Origin of the sequence: Heyndrickxia sp. FSL W8-0496, from assembly GCF_038007825.1 — a bacterium.
GTDB lineage: Bacteria > Bacillota > Bacilli > Bacillales > Bacillaceae_C > Heyndrickxia > Heyndrickxia oleronia.
Genome location: NZ_JBBOXX010000001.1, coordinates 4700001 through 4716234 on the forward strand (window position 1 = coordinate 4700001; position 16234 = coordinate 4716234).

Consider the following 16234-nt stretch of genomic DNA (forward strand, 5'->3'; position numbering starts at 1 on the left):
TTTCCAAATGTTAGCAAAAACAATCTGGTACATTGTTAATATTAAGTTCCTACACATAATTTTGAAATGGAAAATTACTAGAACTAATGTAATTAGTTACACCTACTATAAATAAACTTGTAAATATATAAAGCGAAAGGGGGCATAGAAAGGATTCAAGACATTAAATTTACTGCCGCCTCCCACATAATAGAGTACATGATTCACTCCCATAAAGTAGCTCTTTTTATTTTTATTATTTTGGTTTCCTATCTCCCCTCCTAATAAAGACAATTGTAATACATAATAATACGAAAACCGATATAAATAAAATGGTGAATTTCGTAGATAAAGTAGGTTCCCAGATTGGAGGGTCAAATAAAAATATATGCGGCCATGGCATGAACTCTCCTAACGTTACAACCTCTAAGACAGTATAAATTACAATAACTGTTAATGAAATTTCTATATTTTTAATCAATACCATTAGGGATGTCCCAAAAAACATATAGAATAACACTAAAATAATGAAATGGATCATGTTTAGGGCTGATAACTGGTGCGTTCCATACTTTACTATAAAAATAGTACAAAGGAGAAACACACCTAAGATATTAATTACAAAATAACGAAGAAAATCATTAAAAAGATGTTTTGAGTAGTATGGAATTAAGGTTTCTTGTGCTCCTTCTTGATACATTTCACTCAAACGGTACATAAGACACCAACATGAAAAAGGGATGTAAACACCTTGTATTACAATAAGGTTATTATAAATACCTGTTTGCTCTCTTGGAATAAAAAGTATTAAAAACACAGCGAAGATAAACATTATAATTGGGACAAAAAAGATAATACCCATTGTCTTACGATCAAAGAGGAAGAAAGCATAAAGTTTATAAACATATTTTTTCATCTATTTCACACCCTTGACAATCGCCAAATAACCATCTACAAGTCTAGGTGCTACCGGCATTGCATCTACTTCCTTTTCTAATGAAAAGATACGAATATTTAAACCCGTTTCTTCCTCGGTAATTTGTACTACTTCTTTTTCCATCATTATTAAGTCTAAATTTTCCGGTGATACATTATATTCATAAACATATCCTTCCGCGTATGCCTTCATTGCTGAAGGAGTACCCTCAAATAGTACTTTCCCATTCTTTAAGACCCCAATCTTTGTGCATAAAAATTCTATATCTTCTACAATATGAGAAGAAATAATGACAGTTCTTTCGGAGCCAAGATTCCTTAATAAATTTCGAAATCGAATTCGTTCCTCAATGTCTAGACCTGCAGTTGGTTCATCAAATATTAAGATGGATGGATTCCCCATTAATAGCTGGGCAATTCCAACCCTTTTTCTCATTCCCCCAGATAGTTCAATCATTTTTTTATTTTCATGGCCCTGTAGATTAACCTTCTTTAGTACCTGATTAATAATCGTTTTCCTTTTATGTTTATCCATCATTCCTTGAAGCATAGCAATATGGTCTAGTACTTCCTCTATTGTAATATTCGGATAGACCATGAAATCTTGTGGTAAATATCCAATTAGTGTATTTTGTTTTACATACTTACCCTTGGTATAATCTTCTCCGTTAATTTCAATTCTCCCGCCATTCATGGAAATAAGGCTGGATAAAATTTTCATTAAGGTAGTTTTCCCAGCACCGTTTGGTCCAACTAATCCATATATCCCCTCTATATTTAATGTAATGTTAGATAGTATCTCATGTTTTTTGATTTTTTTATTTATCCCGGAAACCTTTATCATTTTACCCTCTCCCTAAAATCTTGAAAAAGTTTTACCGTTTTTAACCAACTATCCGAAACGTTACTCATTTCCTTATACCATAAAACTAAAAATTCCTTTTGTTGTTTCTCCGATAAATCATAGAATTGTTTATAAAACTGCTCAACAATTTTTTGCGTTGAATATGGAGGTTCTGCACTTGTAGGAGCAGAAACTGGAGATTTAATCCCCACTTTATCTCGTATATAAATAGAAAGAATATCATTAAACGCAAAGATTTGTTCATAAGAGGAAAGTGTTCTTTGATCATAATTCCACAGTAGTGCAGGGATAAAGACTTCAGGAATTTCTTTTACCGCAGAACTAATATTTAAAAGTGTTTCATGTTGAATTAGAAGATGATCACTACTTAAATAAGAATTCAATTCCCAATTAGGAGATACTAGTACGATTTTATTAGGCAACTTCATATCATTTAAATGAAACATATCCCTAATTTCTCTATTCACTTCAATTAGATATTTTTCATATACTTGCCAGTCCTTTGAAATATCCGACCAAGAATTGGGATAAATCACCTCTTGTCTACCGAATTTCTTTTTTGTAATTTCTCCAGCAATAACTGTTATTCCCCCCGAAACATCACCACTATAGGTGCCATTTCTATGAGAATGCAAATTAGTACAGATGGGAATTTCACCATTTAACGTTAATTTATAATGAATAATTTTTTTGGATTGCATAGAAAGGGATTTTATTGCATCGCCGTATACATTTATATATGTAAATGGTCCATGATCAGATTTTACCGGTATCCAACTAAAGTAATTCGGTAAATACAAATAGTTTTCTGAAATTGGAATCTGGGCAGAGTCTTTCATATCATAATAAAAAGTTATTTTATCGTTTGGTACTTTAGACGACCTTCTCACCGTTACAAAATCACCTTGTTGCACAAATGGTAAAGGATTACCATCCCTATCAATCACTTTTTTCACTTTAAAAAAGTGATAAAGTACAAAAGATAGAGTATTATTCATGATATTATTTACTGTTACCTTCGTTTCTGCCGAAACATTCTTATCAACGTTTAATGTAATATCATATTGTTTGATAGAATACTGTAAATAATTTTGAGCAACATCTTCTTTTGGTACTTTATAATACTTAATTTCCTTAGCAAAATTTTCATAACTAAAAATTGGTTTTTCATCTTGAAATATGTTTGGAAAAATTATGGTGTTACCGATTAAAAGAAAAAGGCATATTATTGAGATAAAAGTTTTATCACGGACTGTCCAAGCTGACTTTAGAAGTAAAATAAACACAATACCAATTGCTGAAATACACCAAAAAGTAATTTTTAAATATGCAGATTCAGAAGTATTATAACCAACTAATTCATTAAACGAATTTTCACTATGGAGGGTACCAATATAGAATAAACTACCTAAATCAGAAAATGAAAGTTTACGAAAATATGAAGAAAATAATTCTGTATTCATGGGTCCTATCGTTATCCAAACTACAATCATTAGCACAAAGCTAATTTTGCTTTTTCCAAATAGCAGTGCAACTAAAATGCCTAAGAAATACGCAAAAACAAATGGTAAAAACCAATATACAATGATGTAAGAAGCCGTCTGTGAATAGAATGAGGAAAATGGAATTCCAACTGAGTGGAAATAGATAAAAATGAAGGAAATTTGTGCACCTAAGAAAATAACTAAAAATAGTAAATGGTTACACAATAATGCAGCAATTTTTAATAATGTAATTCGAAAAGATCCAACAAATAAATTATTTGCACCAAATTTGTATTCGTCAGAAAATAACCTATAAAAGAAGACAATAAATAATAACATGACTGCTTGAATAATAAGCATCATTTCTCCTACAAAGCTCCCATAATCCATATAATCATAAGCTTTATTATCATCAATAAAAAATCTCAGAAATAACATAACAACCATAAATAGCATGGACCCTAAATAAAAGAAACTTTTCAGTAATCGCTTATTATAAAATAAGAACAAATTTAAAAAAATGTTCATTTTAACATGACACCTCATTTATTGAAGGAAATTCATAAACCATCTTTTAAGGAACAGGATATAACCTTATCAGAAAGGTAAATGTCTCACTTTCCGGTACGTTTCCTAGTGAGCTTCTTAATAATATTCAAGATATCATCATCTTCATCCATTTATCCAACTTATTTTACTTTATTTTACAATATTAAATTATAAAGTGTAATTCCTTTTATCTAAAATTTGGGAATTTATCATTCACATTCAAAGAACTGATATAATAAATATCTTTATCAAAGCAAGGCTTTAATATTTCTATTAAAAACCTCTGATTTAGAAAGCAACATTCATAATGTGGAAAATAATGGAGAAACGAATATAGGAGATATTTAAAATGAAAAATACGGTTAGTATACTGCTTGAATCTGATCTTCATTTTGGTGCTGAACCGCCTACAAAAATCGAAGGTGATATTGACAGCTTCATGCTTGAAAGTTTAACTTGTCCTTCATTAATAAATGAACCGCTTCATGCTGTGTAACATGAGACTAATATAATACCTGCCCTAAGACGCTCGTATTCCTCTTCTATGCAACCGAGTAGTAAGAGGTACCCAGGCTAGAACCTTGGATGAGTGGTCTTAGGGACAGTTTACGGTCATCTTACGCGCATAAAATTTTTATGAAATTCTTGTACTTGTAAATAAGGTGTTCATGCCATTGGTTCTTGCTCAATAAAGTATAACTGCATTTGAACAGTATTACATATATGTGGGAGAAAACAATTATAGTTGTAAATGATGTTTAATCCAATAGTCATGGTATGTTAATGTCGATGGTAATAACAGTTAAAGGAGGCGTTTGTTGTGAGTAATCAAATGTTAGCAAAGGGCGAATTCATTAAGGGGAACTCGCATAGCTAGCCCTCTAAACTGCGAATCCCCCACTACTGAGAGGGGTATTGTTTTGAGCCAATCATCAACAGAAATTTTCATTCGTAATTTCCAACATGGAGACATGCCATTACTTGGCGAGTTGTATCAATCAGTAACAAAAAAAGAAAATGCAACATTTTGGTGGGTCGGGGACGAAGATAATTGGAGTAACGTTTATTGCGCATTTGAAGATGGGAAAATGGTCGCTAAGGGGCAAGTTAGCATCATTAACGTTGTACCACCCGGTCGTTCAAAAGAGAACAATCATTCCATCTACGTCAATCTAAAAACCATTTCCGAAAGAGAAAATGACATTGCTTTGCTCGAAAACGTCTATCAGTATCTTTTCATAAGAGCAAATCAATTAAAGGAAACCTTGCCTAAAGAATACGGAACAATGCTTTGTGTTGGTAACGATTCAACAGAAACAGCAAACAATCAGTTTTTTACCCAAAAAGGATACCTTCATCTGAATAGTTTATATCGCATGAATCGAGATTTGAATGAACCGATTCCTGAGTTAAAGCTTCAAGGGGACTTTCAATTCTCATACTGGAAGATGGAAACCTCTGACGAAGAAAGAGATTATCTTAATGTAGAAGCTGAAATTTGGCCTGATACTCCACTTGGTCTTAATAGGTTATCTGAATACAAGAATAACAAACTATGGACTTCCATGGTCATACGTCAAACAGACGCTATTGTTGGCGGACTGATGGCATGGCAAGAAGCTGACCATGGTGTAATCGAGGACGTTTTTGTCCGGGAACCATGGAGAAAGCGCGGCTTTGCCAAGTATTTGCTTACACAAGCTTTGAGATATCTCAAAGCTAATCAGCTACAATATGCTAACCTCATGGTATTAACTACAAATAAATCTGCCTTGTCTGTATACGAATCGGTAGGGTTCTGCGCGGATAAAGAGGAAATAAGATACTTTACAAAAATAAATTAGGCAACAAAAAAGAGGGGTTCTCAGCCCCTCTTTACTATTTCCGCCAATACATCTCCGATTTAATTGTCCTTCCGCACTAACAGTGAACAGCACTCCACATGCGTCGTCTGCGGGAACATATCCACCGGCTGCACTTCAACCGTCTGATATCCCCCATCCTCCAATATTCTCAAATCTCTCGCTAATGTAGCTGGGTTACAAGATACATAAACCACTTTCTTTGGCTTCATATCAATAATGGTTTGCAGTAATGTTTCGTCACAGCCTTTACGCGGTGGATCGACAACAAGAACATCGGCAGTGATGCCTTCTGAATACCATTTAGGAATAACTCTTTCCGCTTCACCAACAGCGAATTCAACATTGGTGATTCCATTTAATGCTGCATTTCGTTTGGCATCTTCAATCGCCTCTGGAACAATTTCTACTCCATAAACCTTTTTCGCCTTTTCGGTTAAGAATAATGAGATGGTTCCAATTCCACAATAAGCATCAATAACTGTTTCTTGACCGGTTAGACCTGCGTATTTTAAGGCTTGATCATAAAGAACCTTCGTTTGTTCTGGATTGACTTGGTAGAAGGAGCGAGCTGAGATGGCAAATTTGATGTTGCCGATATAATCATAGATGACTTCTTCTCCCCAAAGTACATTTGTTTCTGGTCCAAAAATGACATTTGTACGCTTCGTATTAATGTTTTGAACAATAGATTTTACACCAGGTATTTGCGTTGTAATTTCGTCGATAATCGCTTTTTTATTTGGGAGATCTGCTGTCCGTGTGATGAGCACGACCATGACTTCTCCAGTTTTCATTCCATAGCGGGCCATGATATGGCGTAATGTGCCTTTATGTGTTGCTTCGTTGTATGCACGAACTCCATGTTTTCCACAGATTTCTTTTACCGTTTGGATGACTGTGTCGTTTTTCTCTTGTTGAATGAGACAAGCTTCCATATCGATAATATCGTGGCTACGATGCTGATAAAATCCGGCAATTAGTCCGCCTTCTCTGTCACCGACAGGCACCTGTGCTTTATTGCGATAACGCCATGGATCTTCCATACCTAGGACCGGATGAACTGTTACATTTTCAATTTTACCAATTCTTTGTAGTACATCTTTTACTTGTTTCTGTTTTGCCTTTAGTTGACCTGAATAGCTCAGATGCTGTAGCTGGCATCCTCCACATTCCTTATAGATCGGACAATCTGGTTTGACCCGGTCTGGACTTGTTTCATATAACTCAATGAGACGGCCAAATCCATATCCTTTATTGACCTTAATTACTTTAATCTTTGCTTTTTCTCCTGGTAATCCATTAGGAACAAAGATGGGATAGCCATCTACTTTGGCAACACCATGACCATCATGCGTAAGATCGACAAAGGTTACATCTATATAGTCATTTTTCTGGACGGGTAGCTGAATTTTCATTGTTTTCTTCCTTTGCTAAAACCAATTTATGATGTCACGATTGTATCACACAACTGTTTGGGATGAAAATTTATTAATCAAACGTTTGATTAAATGTAAAATTGCTTAAGTATTAACCATTTAGCTCTTATGTTAATAAATATATAGTGAATGGAAAAAGACCTCCATCTGACATAACAGATAGAGGATCTTTTTGGGGTTATGTTGAAGCATCCTTTACGGGTGCTTTTTTATTTTTTATTCATTTACTCCTTCCTACCTCTCCCTTAAGTAAATATCATTTGTACCCAATAGAATAATAGGAATAAGGTAACGATGGTAGTTAACGGGATGACTATCAATGATACATTCAAATAATCCTTCCATTTAATTCTAATTTTATTTTGTCTTAGAATATGCATCCAAATTAATGAAGCGAGTGTTCCAATTGGTAATAATAATGATCCCATATCACTGCCAATTATATTTGCTAAATAGATAGTTTTTAGTGTAACGGGATCAAGTCCCATTTCCGTTAATGTAATGGTTCCAATCATTAATGCGGGGTGATTATTAAACAAATTCGATAGGATAGATACTAATCCCCCCATAATAAAACTGGCATAGAACAATCCCTGGTTCACAATCGGTTCGCAAATTTTTACGAGAAATTCTGTTAAACCTGCATTATGAAGTCCGTAAATAATCACATACATAGAAAAGGCAAAAATGAGTATATGCCAGGGTGTTTTCTTTAATATATCAACAGGATTTGTTCGCAAATAGTACCATCTCCAGACTAACAATACGACTGAACCCAATACTGCAACAAATTCGATGGGAATGGAGAAATACGAGGCAACGAATAATAAACATCGCATGATAAACACAAAAAGTAATAATTTCAACATGAATGTTGTCCGTTTCTTTTTTGTATTAACATCAATGCCTCCTTTTAAAGGATGAAAATGCTTGATGAAAAACATTGCTTCTAAATCATATTTTGTATTTGGCAATTTTTTTGGTAATGTTCGTTTTAACAATATAAACATTAATCCTGACATAAAAAGTAATCCTAATGTAGCTGGGATAAACATCATTGCGGTATGCATATACAGAGACATATGAACAATTTTTAAAGCAATTAAATTAACAATATTGCTTACTCCAATTGGCGCACTAGAGGCGGTAGCTATTAATGCACCGCTTAAAAGGTAGGGGATTTGCTGGTGTGGTTTAAGTCTGAGATTTTTTAATAGAAGTATTAGAATAGGGGTTGTAATTAATATGCTGCCATCATTATTAAATAGAAGTGTCATCAAAAAACATAATAGTTGGATAAACCAGTATAATCGATATCCTGATCCTCTCGCTAAGCTTGCAAGTTTTGCTGCTGCCCAGTGAAAAAAACCAAAGCTTTCTAATATAACCGCCATGACAATAGTAGAGATAATCGTAATGGATGCCCCACCGATTTTACTGATAATGTCTTGTATATCGTTACTTGATACAACGCCAGTTAGTAATATAATTAAAGCCCCAATTGAAGCTGGCCATGCTTCATTTATTCCTTTTGGTCTCCAGAAAATAATCAACATAGTAATGAGGAAGACAAAACCAGTGATGAAGATGTCATAATTCATATAAACCCTCCTTTCTTCTTCAACATCTAGATCCCTATCCTTACATGTCCGTTTACTTATATTTATATTCCCCCTAGAAATTGTTGTAATAGATACTTATCCAATTCTATTTAAATATACGGTTGTCTTTCTACTAAATCTGTCTTGTGAAGAGAAAAGTCTATATAAACACTTCACATAAAAATCCTTATAGCCAAAGTAAATAATCGTTTTTTTAAAGCCTGTATTATAGCTTTAAGCTTATGGTCTAGCAAGACAAACGGAGTGGAGGTAGATTCGTCTTCTATGAATAATTGTCTGATTGTATACAATAGGGTTGTTCAATTATTCGACAATAACAAAAAACTTCCACTTTCTTTGCCGAAGTGGTACTAGTTTTGTCGTATGCAAAGGATTCCTTTAGTCAAAGTAGAATAATCTAAAGAAAAGGAGGGATTTACTTGAATACAGCAAGTGTAGCGAAATTATTAGGTGTCTCACATAGCACGATTCAACGATGGATTAAACAATTAGAACTGGAAATCAATCGAAATGATTTGGGTCATTTCGAATTTAGCGATGAAGATATTGCGATGTTTAAACAAATACAAGCAGAAATTCAAAAGGGAAAGCTCCTCCACGAAATTAATTTACCTTTTAAAAAGGTACGCAAAGGAAAGAAAACTCAAAGTGATCAACCTACTACCAATACCCTTCACGAAAAATTAATCCAATTAGAAGGTCAAATAAACGGAAAGGCTGATAATGTTGTCAGCTATCAACTTTTATCACATAGGAGGGAAATTGAGGATTTAGAGAATGAAATGATCAAGCTAACGAATCGTATAGAACAATTAGAAAAAAAACTATTTGAAACTCAGCAACAGAGTCAAACAGACACCCAACCAGTCGAATTTCGAGAGCGTGGAAAACGGAAAGGATTTTTAAAATTATTTAATATTCTGGGGTAAATAGAGAAATAACATGATCGTTCTACCATAAAAAAAGCTTTGCTCCGTAACGGAACAAAGCTTTTACATCAACGATCAAACCATCACTTTACAAATATCATTTGTAAATTCAACTGGGTCATTGATTGGCAGACCCTCGATAAGAAGAGCTTGATTGTAAAGTAGATTTGTAAATAGTTTCACTTTTTCTTTATCCTGTTCAAAGGCAGTTTTTAAGGAAGAGAACACTTCGTGATTGACGTTAATTTCTAGAACCTTATCTGCTTTCACAGTTTGATTATTTGGCATGGCGCTAAGAACTTTCTCCATTTCAATGGATACTTCGCCTTCAGCTGTTAGACAAACAGGATGAGATTTTAAACGCTTGGAAGCACGAACATTTTTTACTTTATCACCAAGTACTTCTTTCATGTAATCAAAGAGCTCTTTGCTTTCTTTTTCCTCAGACTCTGTTTGCTTTTCACTTTCTTCTTCGATACCGAGATCACCACTAGAAACAGATTTGAATTCTTTTTCTTTGTAGTTCATTAGCATTTTGATTGCGAATTCATCTACATCATCAGTGAAGTAGAGGATTTCATATCCCTTTTCAGCGACAAGTTCGGTTTGAGGCAGCTTGTCAATTCGGTCAATGGATTCTCCTGTTGCATAGTAAATATATTTTTGGTCCTCAGGCATTCTTGAGACATATTCATCTAATGTAACAAGCTTTTTCTCCTTCGATGAATAGAACATAATTAGATCTTGGAGGACTTCTTTATCCTGTCCAAAGTCATTGTAAACGCCAAATTTTAATTGTCGACCAAAGGCATTATAGAATTTTTCATATTTCTCACGTTCATTCTTTAAGAGGCTTTCCAATTCACGTTTGATTTTGCTTTTAATGTTTTTCGCAATGAATTTAAGTTGCTTATCTTGTTGTAAAATTTCACGTGAAATATTTAGGGATAGATCTTCTGAATCGACCATACCTTTTACAAAGCCAAAATAGTCTGGTAATAGGTCTGAGCATTTTTCCATAATTAATACACCACTGGAATATAGCTCTAATCCCTTTTCAAATTCTTTAGAATAATAGTCGAATGGAACATTTTCTGGAATGTATAAAATCGCATTATATCGTACTGTACCGTCTACTTTAATATGAATATGCTTCAATGGTTTGTCAAAACCGTACCGCTTTTCTTGATAGAAATTTTCATAGTCCTCTTCGGTAAGCTCACTTTTGTTTTTTCTCCAAATTGGAACCATGCTATTAATTGTTTGTTCCTCTGTGAACTCTTCATATTCATTTTCGCTGCCTTCTTTTAGACGGCTGCTTGTCATATCCATTTTAATTGGGTAGCGAATGAAATCAGAGTACTTTTTAATAATCGCTTTTAAACGATACTCATCTAAATACTCATCAAATTGTTCATCCTCAGTGTTTTCCTTGATTTTCAAGGTGATTTCTGTTCCCACGGACTCCTTCTCACATGGATCAATCTTATATCCGTCCGCACCTTTAGATTCCCATTTATATGCTTCTTCACTACCTAATGCTTTACTGATAACTGTTACTTCATCTGCTACCATAAATGCGGAATAAAATCCTACACCAAATTGACCAATAATATCATGGCCATCCTTTGCTTCGTTTTCATTTTTAAACGCAAGAGAACCACTCTTAGCGATTGTACCAAGATTGTTTTCGAGATCCTCTTTCGTCATCCCTATTCCGGTATCAGAGATTTTCAATAAGCGGTTTTCTTTATCCGCCTCAATTTTAATATAATAGCTATCTTTATCAAATGTTAATGCTTCATCCGTTAATGCTTTGTAGTAAATTTTATCAATAGCATCACTAGCATTCGAGATTAATTCTCTTAAAAAAATCTCTTTTTGAGAGTAAATGGAGTTAATCATCATTTCTAATAATCGTTTAGATTCTGCTTTAAATTGTTTCTTTGCCATATGAATATCTCCTTCCTATTAATAAACTATATATTCCATTTTAGCACTCTCACACAAAGAGTGCTAACCATATTTTAAATATCATAAAAGATAGCTCATGTCAATTTGTTAAATCAATAGCTCCTTTCAAACTATTTTTTCTTCTTTAATCAAGGATGCTATTTAGGTAAAGTTTTAACTAATAAATATAGTTAAAGAACTGCAACCTGCTCCTTTTCACTGAGAAATGAGATGCAAACCTCCAAAAGAACTGCCGAATTCATTACTATGTGTAAAAGCCCACTGTAGGGTTTTTACAAGGGAACAAACATAAGAAAGCTGGCTTAATCAAACGTTTGTTTAAAGATATAAACAATTGATAAATGTACTATTTTCATTACTAATCAAACGTTTGATTAAAAATAATTACAGGAAAAAAGCTCTTTTCCTAGAAATATATTTACTATCAAAATTGAAAGGAACATCACACATGAAAATTAGAGAGATTCAACCGTCAGACGCCAAAGCCTTTAGCCATCTATGTCAGGAAATCGACGAATCAGGATTTATGCTTTATGATCCGGGTGAAAGAATGATTGATATTGAGAAGGAAGAGAAAAGAATAAAACGTATTTTAAGGGATGATCGTTCAACGATTTTAGTCGTTGAAGAGAACGAACAACTGATTGGATATATGATTGCGATAGGTGGCAGTGTAAAAAGCACAAGACATTCCGCCTATCTCGTTTTAGGAGTATCAAAGAAACATCGTGGAAAAGGAATTGCCAAGCAATTATTTGAAGAAATGTTTCGATGGGCAAAGGAAAGAGAGTTAACAAGACTTGAGTTAACTGTAATAAAAGATAATGAAAATGCCTTTCGCCTATATAGAAAAATGGGCTTTATTATTGAAGGTGAAAAGGTCCATTCCTTAATGATTGATGGAAACCCGGTCAATGAATACTATCTTTATAAATTAATATAGAAACATGGGAAACCCTTCTATGGGGCTTCCCTGTTTTAGTTATGAAAATAGTGGTCTTCTTCTAACCCCCCCTGCATTTTCAAAGGCATATCCTAGTTTTATTAATGTCCCTTCCTTAAATGCCCCCGAAGCCAATGTTATTCCAAATGGACGGCCATTTTCCATGTATCCTGCGGGAAGTGCAATAGATGGGTAGCCAGCTTTAGCACAGATTGTAGATCCTACATAAGCAGGAAAGAGAATAGCATCTAATTGATAGGTTTCTATAGCTTCGTCAATCCCTTTTTCACGTGCATAATATAAATCCTCTAGTTTGGCCAATAAATAATTTGATTCTCTCAACGTATTTGTTAGTTCTCCTCTTATCTCGAGCTTATCTTGGCCATATTTTAATGTTCTATCAGGACTCTCTCGATTAAACTCAATTAATTCTCTAATACTATGTACCGGAAAATGAGCTGGTAAATGGTTAAGAAAGTTTTCTAGACTATGCTTTAGCTCATAATAGTTAACAGACCAACTCCATTCTCGATGAAGGGAGGGAAGATCAATATCGACAATCATTTTTGCCCCTGCTGATTGCATGATTTGTATCGCTTGCTGAAATAAAGCTTCATCATACTCACCTGGCATGAAGGAATCTTCTGTTACTTGAGTAAATACACCAATTCTTGTCCCTTTTAATCCTTGTTCATCTAGGAAATGAGTGTAGTCCCCATCGAACATTCCTTCACTTTTATATGTTGCTGGATCCTCTGAATCTACACCTGTTAACATCCCTAATAGAATGGCTGCATCCTCTACTGTTCTTGCCATCGGTCCTGCTGTATCCTGCGAATATGTAAATGGAATGATTCCTGTACGACTAATAAGACCTGTTGTTGGCTTAATGCCCACTACCGAGTGCTGAACAGCTGGACTTAGGATAGAGCCATCTGTTTCCGTTCCGATAGCTGCAGCTGTAAAATTAGAGGCAACAGCAGCTGCAGAGCCTGTACTTGAACCACCAACAAAGAATTCAGAGCCATACGGATTGACCACCTGACCACCTCTTGAGCTATATCCTGCCCACATTTTACTAGACATTCCATTCGCTAATTCAGTCATATTTGCCTTTCCTAATATCACCGCTCCTGCTTGTCGCAACCTTTCGACTAGAAAGGCATCCTTTTTCCCTACATACTGCTCAAGTGCCAATGTTCCCGCACTCGTATGCATATTGTCCTTCGTTTCAATATTATCCTTTAATAAAATGGGAATGCCGTGAAGAACCCCTCTTGAACCTTTCATTTTCCGCTCATGATCCAATCCTTCTGCAATAAAAATGGCATCCGGATTGATTTCAAGAATAGAGTTGATCCTTGGTCCGTCCTGATCATATTTCGCGATTTTATATAGATAGTACATGACCAGTTCCTTTGATGTCAGTTCACCTTTCTCCATCGATTCTTGAAGTTGCGTAATTGTACGCTCTTCGATAATTGATTCCTTTAATAAAAATTCCATATCCTTACCCCATTCACTTTATAATCACTGACGCATTTCTTCCCTATATATTTAAAAATACCGTACCTCATTCCGCTCAAATAACTGTCTCAATCCCTTACCAAGTTGATTAAAGGCCAGAATCGCTAATGTTATCGCCACACATGCAGCAATCGGAATCCAAGGCTTAGAAAATATATCAAATGTGACATCTTTAAAAAGCAGTGGCCATGCATTTGAATCATTAATGACTTCTGCGGTTAATTCTCCAACAATTTCAATTCGATGCACGAGGAAAACATTAATAATCCCTAGTTGTCCGAGTAGGAACATATTTCTTCCAATATCTAAAACTAGATTTACAATCAAATCAGGCAAAAGAAAAGGAAAATAGTGACGAGTAAACATTCCACGATTATTTGTTCCGATAGATGTAGCCGCTTCAATAAATGGCTTTTTAGAAATCGTATATATCGTATTTTGGATTAATTGTCCAACCCTCCCCACTTCGAGCAATGCAATAATGACAATGACTAGAATGGTTCTATGAGGAGAATACATAATATATGGTAGATTGACGATAAGCACCACCATAAAAATGATTGGTACAAACGAAAAGATTTTATTATAGAAATCTAGTAATCTACTAGTTGATTGATAGAAACTCGCAAAAAGTCCAAAAGGGACAGCAATTAAATAGCGAATTAACGTTATCCCGATTACACTGTATAAAACTTCTTTAGTCCCCATTATCAAACGACTTAATATATCTCTTCCTTCTGAATCCGTCCCTAATAGATTCATACTAGACGGGGAAAAAGCAGGAACCTTAAGTGACCCATTATCCATCTTTCGTACTCCTTCTGTCTTTAATTCTTGATCGACAAAAGGAAGGTAAGGGCCAGCAATAGCAATGAATAGAATAATAGAAACTAAACTGATACCTATAATTAATGATTTATTTTTCTTCATTTTTCTATAGTGGCCTCCCTTCTAAGCAATATTGAATGGATCATATCACTCACTATTTTTGTTAGTAACACAATCGTAGTGAACAGTACGATAAACTCCACAACAATTGGAATATCTATATTCATGCTGGAGCCTATACCAAATTGTTTTGGCACATGAAATGCCTGGTAAAATCGGTATGCACCTCCACGATAACCCGTTAAAAACTCAACAATGAATAGATTGGATAAAATATACAGCACTAAGGTATTAATTTGTCCAACAACACGAATCCAGCAATTATTAAGCATATGCAAGTAGATAATTTTTTTACTAGATGTCCCCTTACCAATCGCTGTCCGCACATAGTCCCTTCCACTTTCGGAGGAAAGATAATTTTCTGTTATCCTTGCAATATAAAAGGTCGGGTAGATGGACAAAAATCCTATAGCAAATAATTTATTAGATAGTGTCTCACTCCCATACAATTTAACGTGAGGAAAGCCTAAATCAATTAGAGCCATGATTCCAACCTGAATGGCTATGATGACAAAAAAATCAGGAACAGATAAAAAAAAGGAGGTAATCTTCTCTCCAAATAAATTGAATGCCTTTTTGTCTACTTTAAAATCATAGATTCCCTTTACTACACCAAAAATAAAACTAATAATAATACTAGGGAGTAAAATATAGATACTTTTTTTCGTATATCTCCATACTTCATATTCGACAGAAACTCCATATTCTGTCTGACCCAAGCTTCTGTTTTTAATTGCATATGAAAAAAAATCAGTAATATTATTTTTATAACTCTCCCATGAAAAGGTAGTGATATTTTTTTCATATTCTTCCGTCATTTCTACCCGTGATTTGGAATAATCAATCTTACTATCTCCTCTTGGAAGAAGAATAAGCAAGATTAAGATGGTTGTCACAAACAGCCATAATAATAGTGTTTTAAATAATTGAAGCACTAATTTTATAGCCATAACCCTACTCCCCCCTTTTTAGCAAATTTCGCTATTCATTTACATTTTTCGCACTTTTCCCAATTATAGGTATATTACTTTTGGCAATGCAACCTTTATTTACCCTTTACTGATAATTTTATATATCTACTCTTTTCCCAACATTAGTAATTTTAAAAATACATTTTTTGCGCTATAATGAAAAGGCATTCAGAATGTGTAATTTATACAACTAGAAGGAGATGATC

The 16234-nt window shown here is 34.3% G+C and carries 13 protein-coding genes; 4 read left to right on the top strand and 9 right to left on the bottom strand.

Translation table 11 applies throughout. From position 1 onward, the window contains the following. Positions 1 to 235: 235 nt before the first annotated feature. Genes NST63_RS23795 through NST63_RS23805 form a run of 3 tightly spaced genes read right to left on the bottom strand, consistent with a single transcriptional unit; the run spans position 236 to position 3792 of the window. Positions 236 to 895, bottom strand: a complete 660-nt coding sequence (locus NST63_RS23795) for a hypothetical protein (RefSeq protein WP_058004520.1) — start codon at positions 893 to 895, stop codon at positions 236 to 238. Continuing rightward, the gene (locus tag NST63_RS23800; protein WP_341043881.1) at positions 896 to 1759 is read right to left on the bottom strand and encodes an ABC transporter ATP-binding protein; all 864 of its coding nucleotides are present in this window, start codon (positions 1757 to 1759) and stop codon (positions 896 to 898) included. Continuing rightward, on the bottom strand, positions 1756 to 3792 hold the full coding sequence (locus NST63_RS23805) for an ABC transporter permease (RefSeq protein ID WP_341043882.1): 2037 nt from the start codon (positions 3790 to 3792) through the stop codon (positions 1756 to 1758). The genes NST63_RS23800 and NST63_RS23805 overlap by 4 nt, the downstream gene beginning before the upstream one ends. A 370-nt stretch (positions 3793 to 4162) precedes the next feature. Here NST63_RS23805 and NST63_RS23810 point away from each other — a divergent pair, with 370 nt between their 5' ends. Together NST63_RS23810 and NST63_RS23815 are read left to right on the top strand one after the other, a co-directional pair. Beyond that, positions 4163 to 4309: a hypothetical protein gene (locus tag NST63_RS23810; RefSeq protein WP_341043883.1), complete on the top strand. Its 147-nt coding sequence runs from the start codon at positions 4163 to 4165 to the stop codon at positions 4307 to 4309. Positions 4310 to 4733: 424 nt separating this feature from the next. After that, entirely contained in the window at positions 4734 to 5657 is a 924-nt protein-coding gene (locus NST63_RS23815; protein ID WP_341043884.1) for a GNAT family N-acetyltransferase, read from the top strand. A gap of 59 nt (positions 5658 to 5716) precedes the next feature. On the opposite strand, the gene rlmD is transcribed toward NST63_RS23815, so the two are convergent. Both rlmD and NST63_RS23825 read right to left on the bottom strand, forming a co-directional pair. After that, positions 5717 to 7093, bottom strand: coding sequence for a 23S rRNA (uracil(1939)-C(5))-methyltransferase RlmD (rlmD, locus tag NST63_RS23820; RefSeq protein WP_341043885.1), 1377 nt, complete (start codon positions 7091 to 7093; stop codon positions 5717 to 5719). 266 nt (positions 7094 to 7359) lie between these two features. Beyond that, a complete protein-coding gene (locus tag NST63_RS23825; protein WP_341043886.1) occupies positions 7360 to 8715 on the bottom strand; it encodes an arsenic transporter in 1356 nt (451 codons plus the stop codon). 440 nt (positions 8716 to 9155) lie between these two features. Between NST63_RS23825 and NST63_RS23830 the strand changes: the two genes are divergently transcribed. Next, complete coding sequence (locus tag NST63_RS23830) at positions 9156 to 9665, top strand: MerR family transcriptional regulator (protein WP_058004514.1); 510 nt, start codon at positions 9156 to 9158, stop codon at positions 9663 to 9665. Between the two features lie 75 nt (positions 9666 to 9740). Here the strand turns inward: NST63_RS23830 and htpG are convergent, their stop codons facing one another. Continuing rightward, the gene (gene htpG / locus NST63_RS23835; RefSeq protein ID WP_212946195.1) at positions 9741 to 11618 is read right to left on the bottom strand and encodes a molecular chaperone HtpG; all 1878 of its coding nucleotides are present in this window, start codon (positions 11616 to 11618) and stop codon (positions 9741 to 9743) included. A gap of 469 nt (positions 11619 to 12087) precedes the next feature. Between htpG and NST63_RS23840 the strand changes: the two genes are divergently transcribed. Then, positions 12088 to 12582 carry a GNAT family N-acetyltransferase gene (locus NST63_RS23840; RefSeq protein WP_341043887.1) on the top strand — a complete coding sequence of 165 codons (495 nt, stop codon included), beginning with the start codon at positions 12088 to 12090 and terminating at the stop codon, positions 12580 to 12582. Between the two features lie 39 nt (positions 12583 to 12621). On the opposite strand, the gene NST63_RS23845 is transcribed toward NST63_RS23840, so the two are convergent. From NST63_RS23845 to NST63_RS23855, 3 genes are read right to left on the bottom strand one after another with little or no spacing between them, the layout of a single operon-like run. After that, the gene (locus tag NST63_RS23845; protein WP_341043888.1) at positions 12622 to 14088 is read right to left on the bottom strand and encodes an amidase family protein; all 1467 of its coding nucleotides are present in this window, start codon (positions 14086 to 14088) and stop codon (positions 12622 to 12624) included. 51 nt (positions 14089 to 14139) lie between these two features. After that, positions 14140 to 15039, bottom strand: coding sequence for an ABC transporter permease (locus tag NST63_RS23850; RefSeq protein ID WP_212946193.1), 900 nt, complete (start codon positions 15037 to 15039; stop codon positions 14140 to 14142). Beyond that, positions 15036 to 16007, bottom strand: a complete 972-nt coding sequence (locus NST63_RS23855) for an ABC transporter permease subunit (RefSeq protein WP_341043889.1) — start codon at positions 16005 to 16007, stop codon at positions 15036 to 15038. Before NST63_RS23855 ends, NST63_RS23850 begins: the two co-directional genes overlap by 4 nt. Positions 16008 to 16234 lie beyond the last annotated feature (227 nt).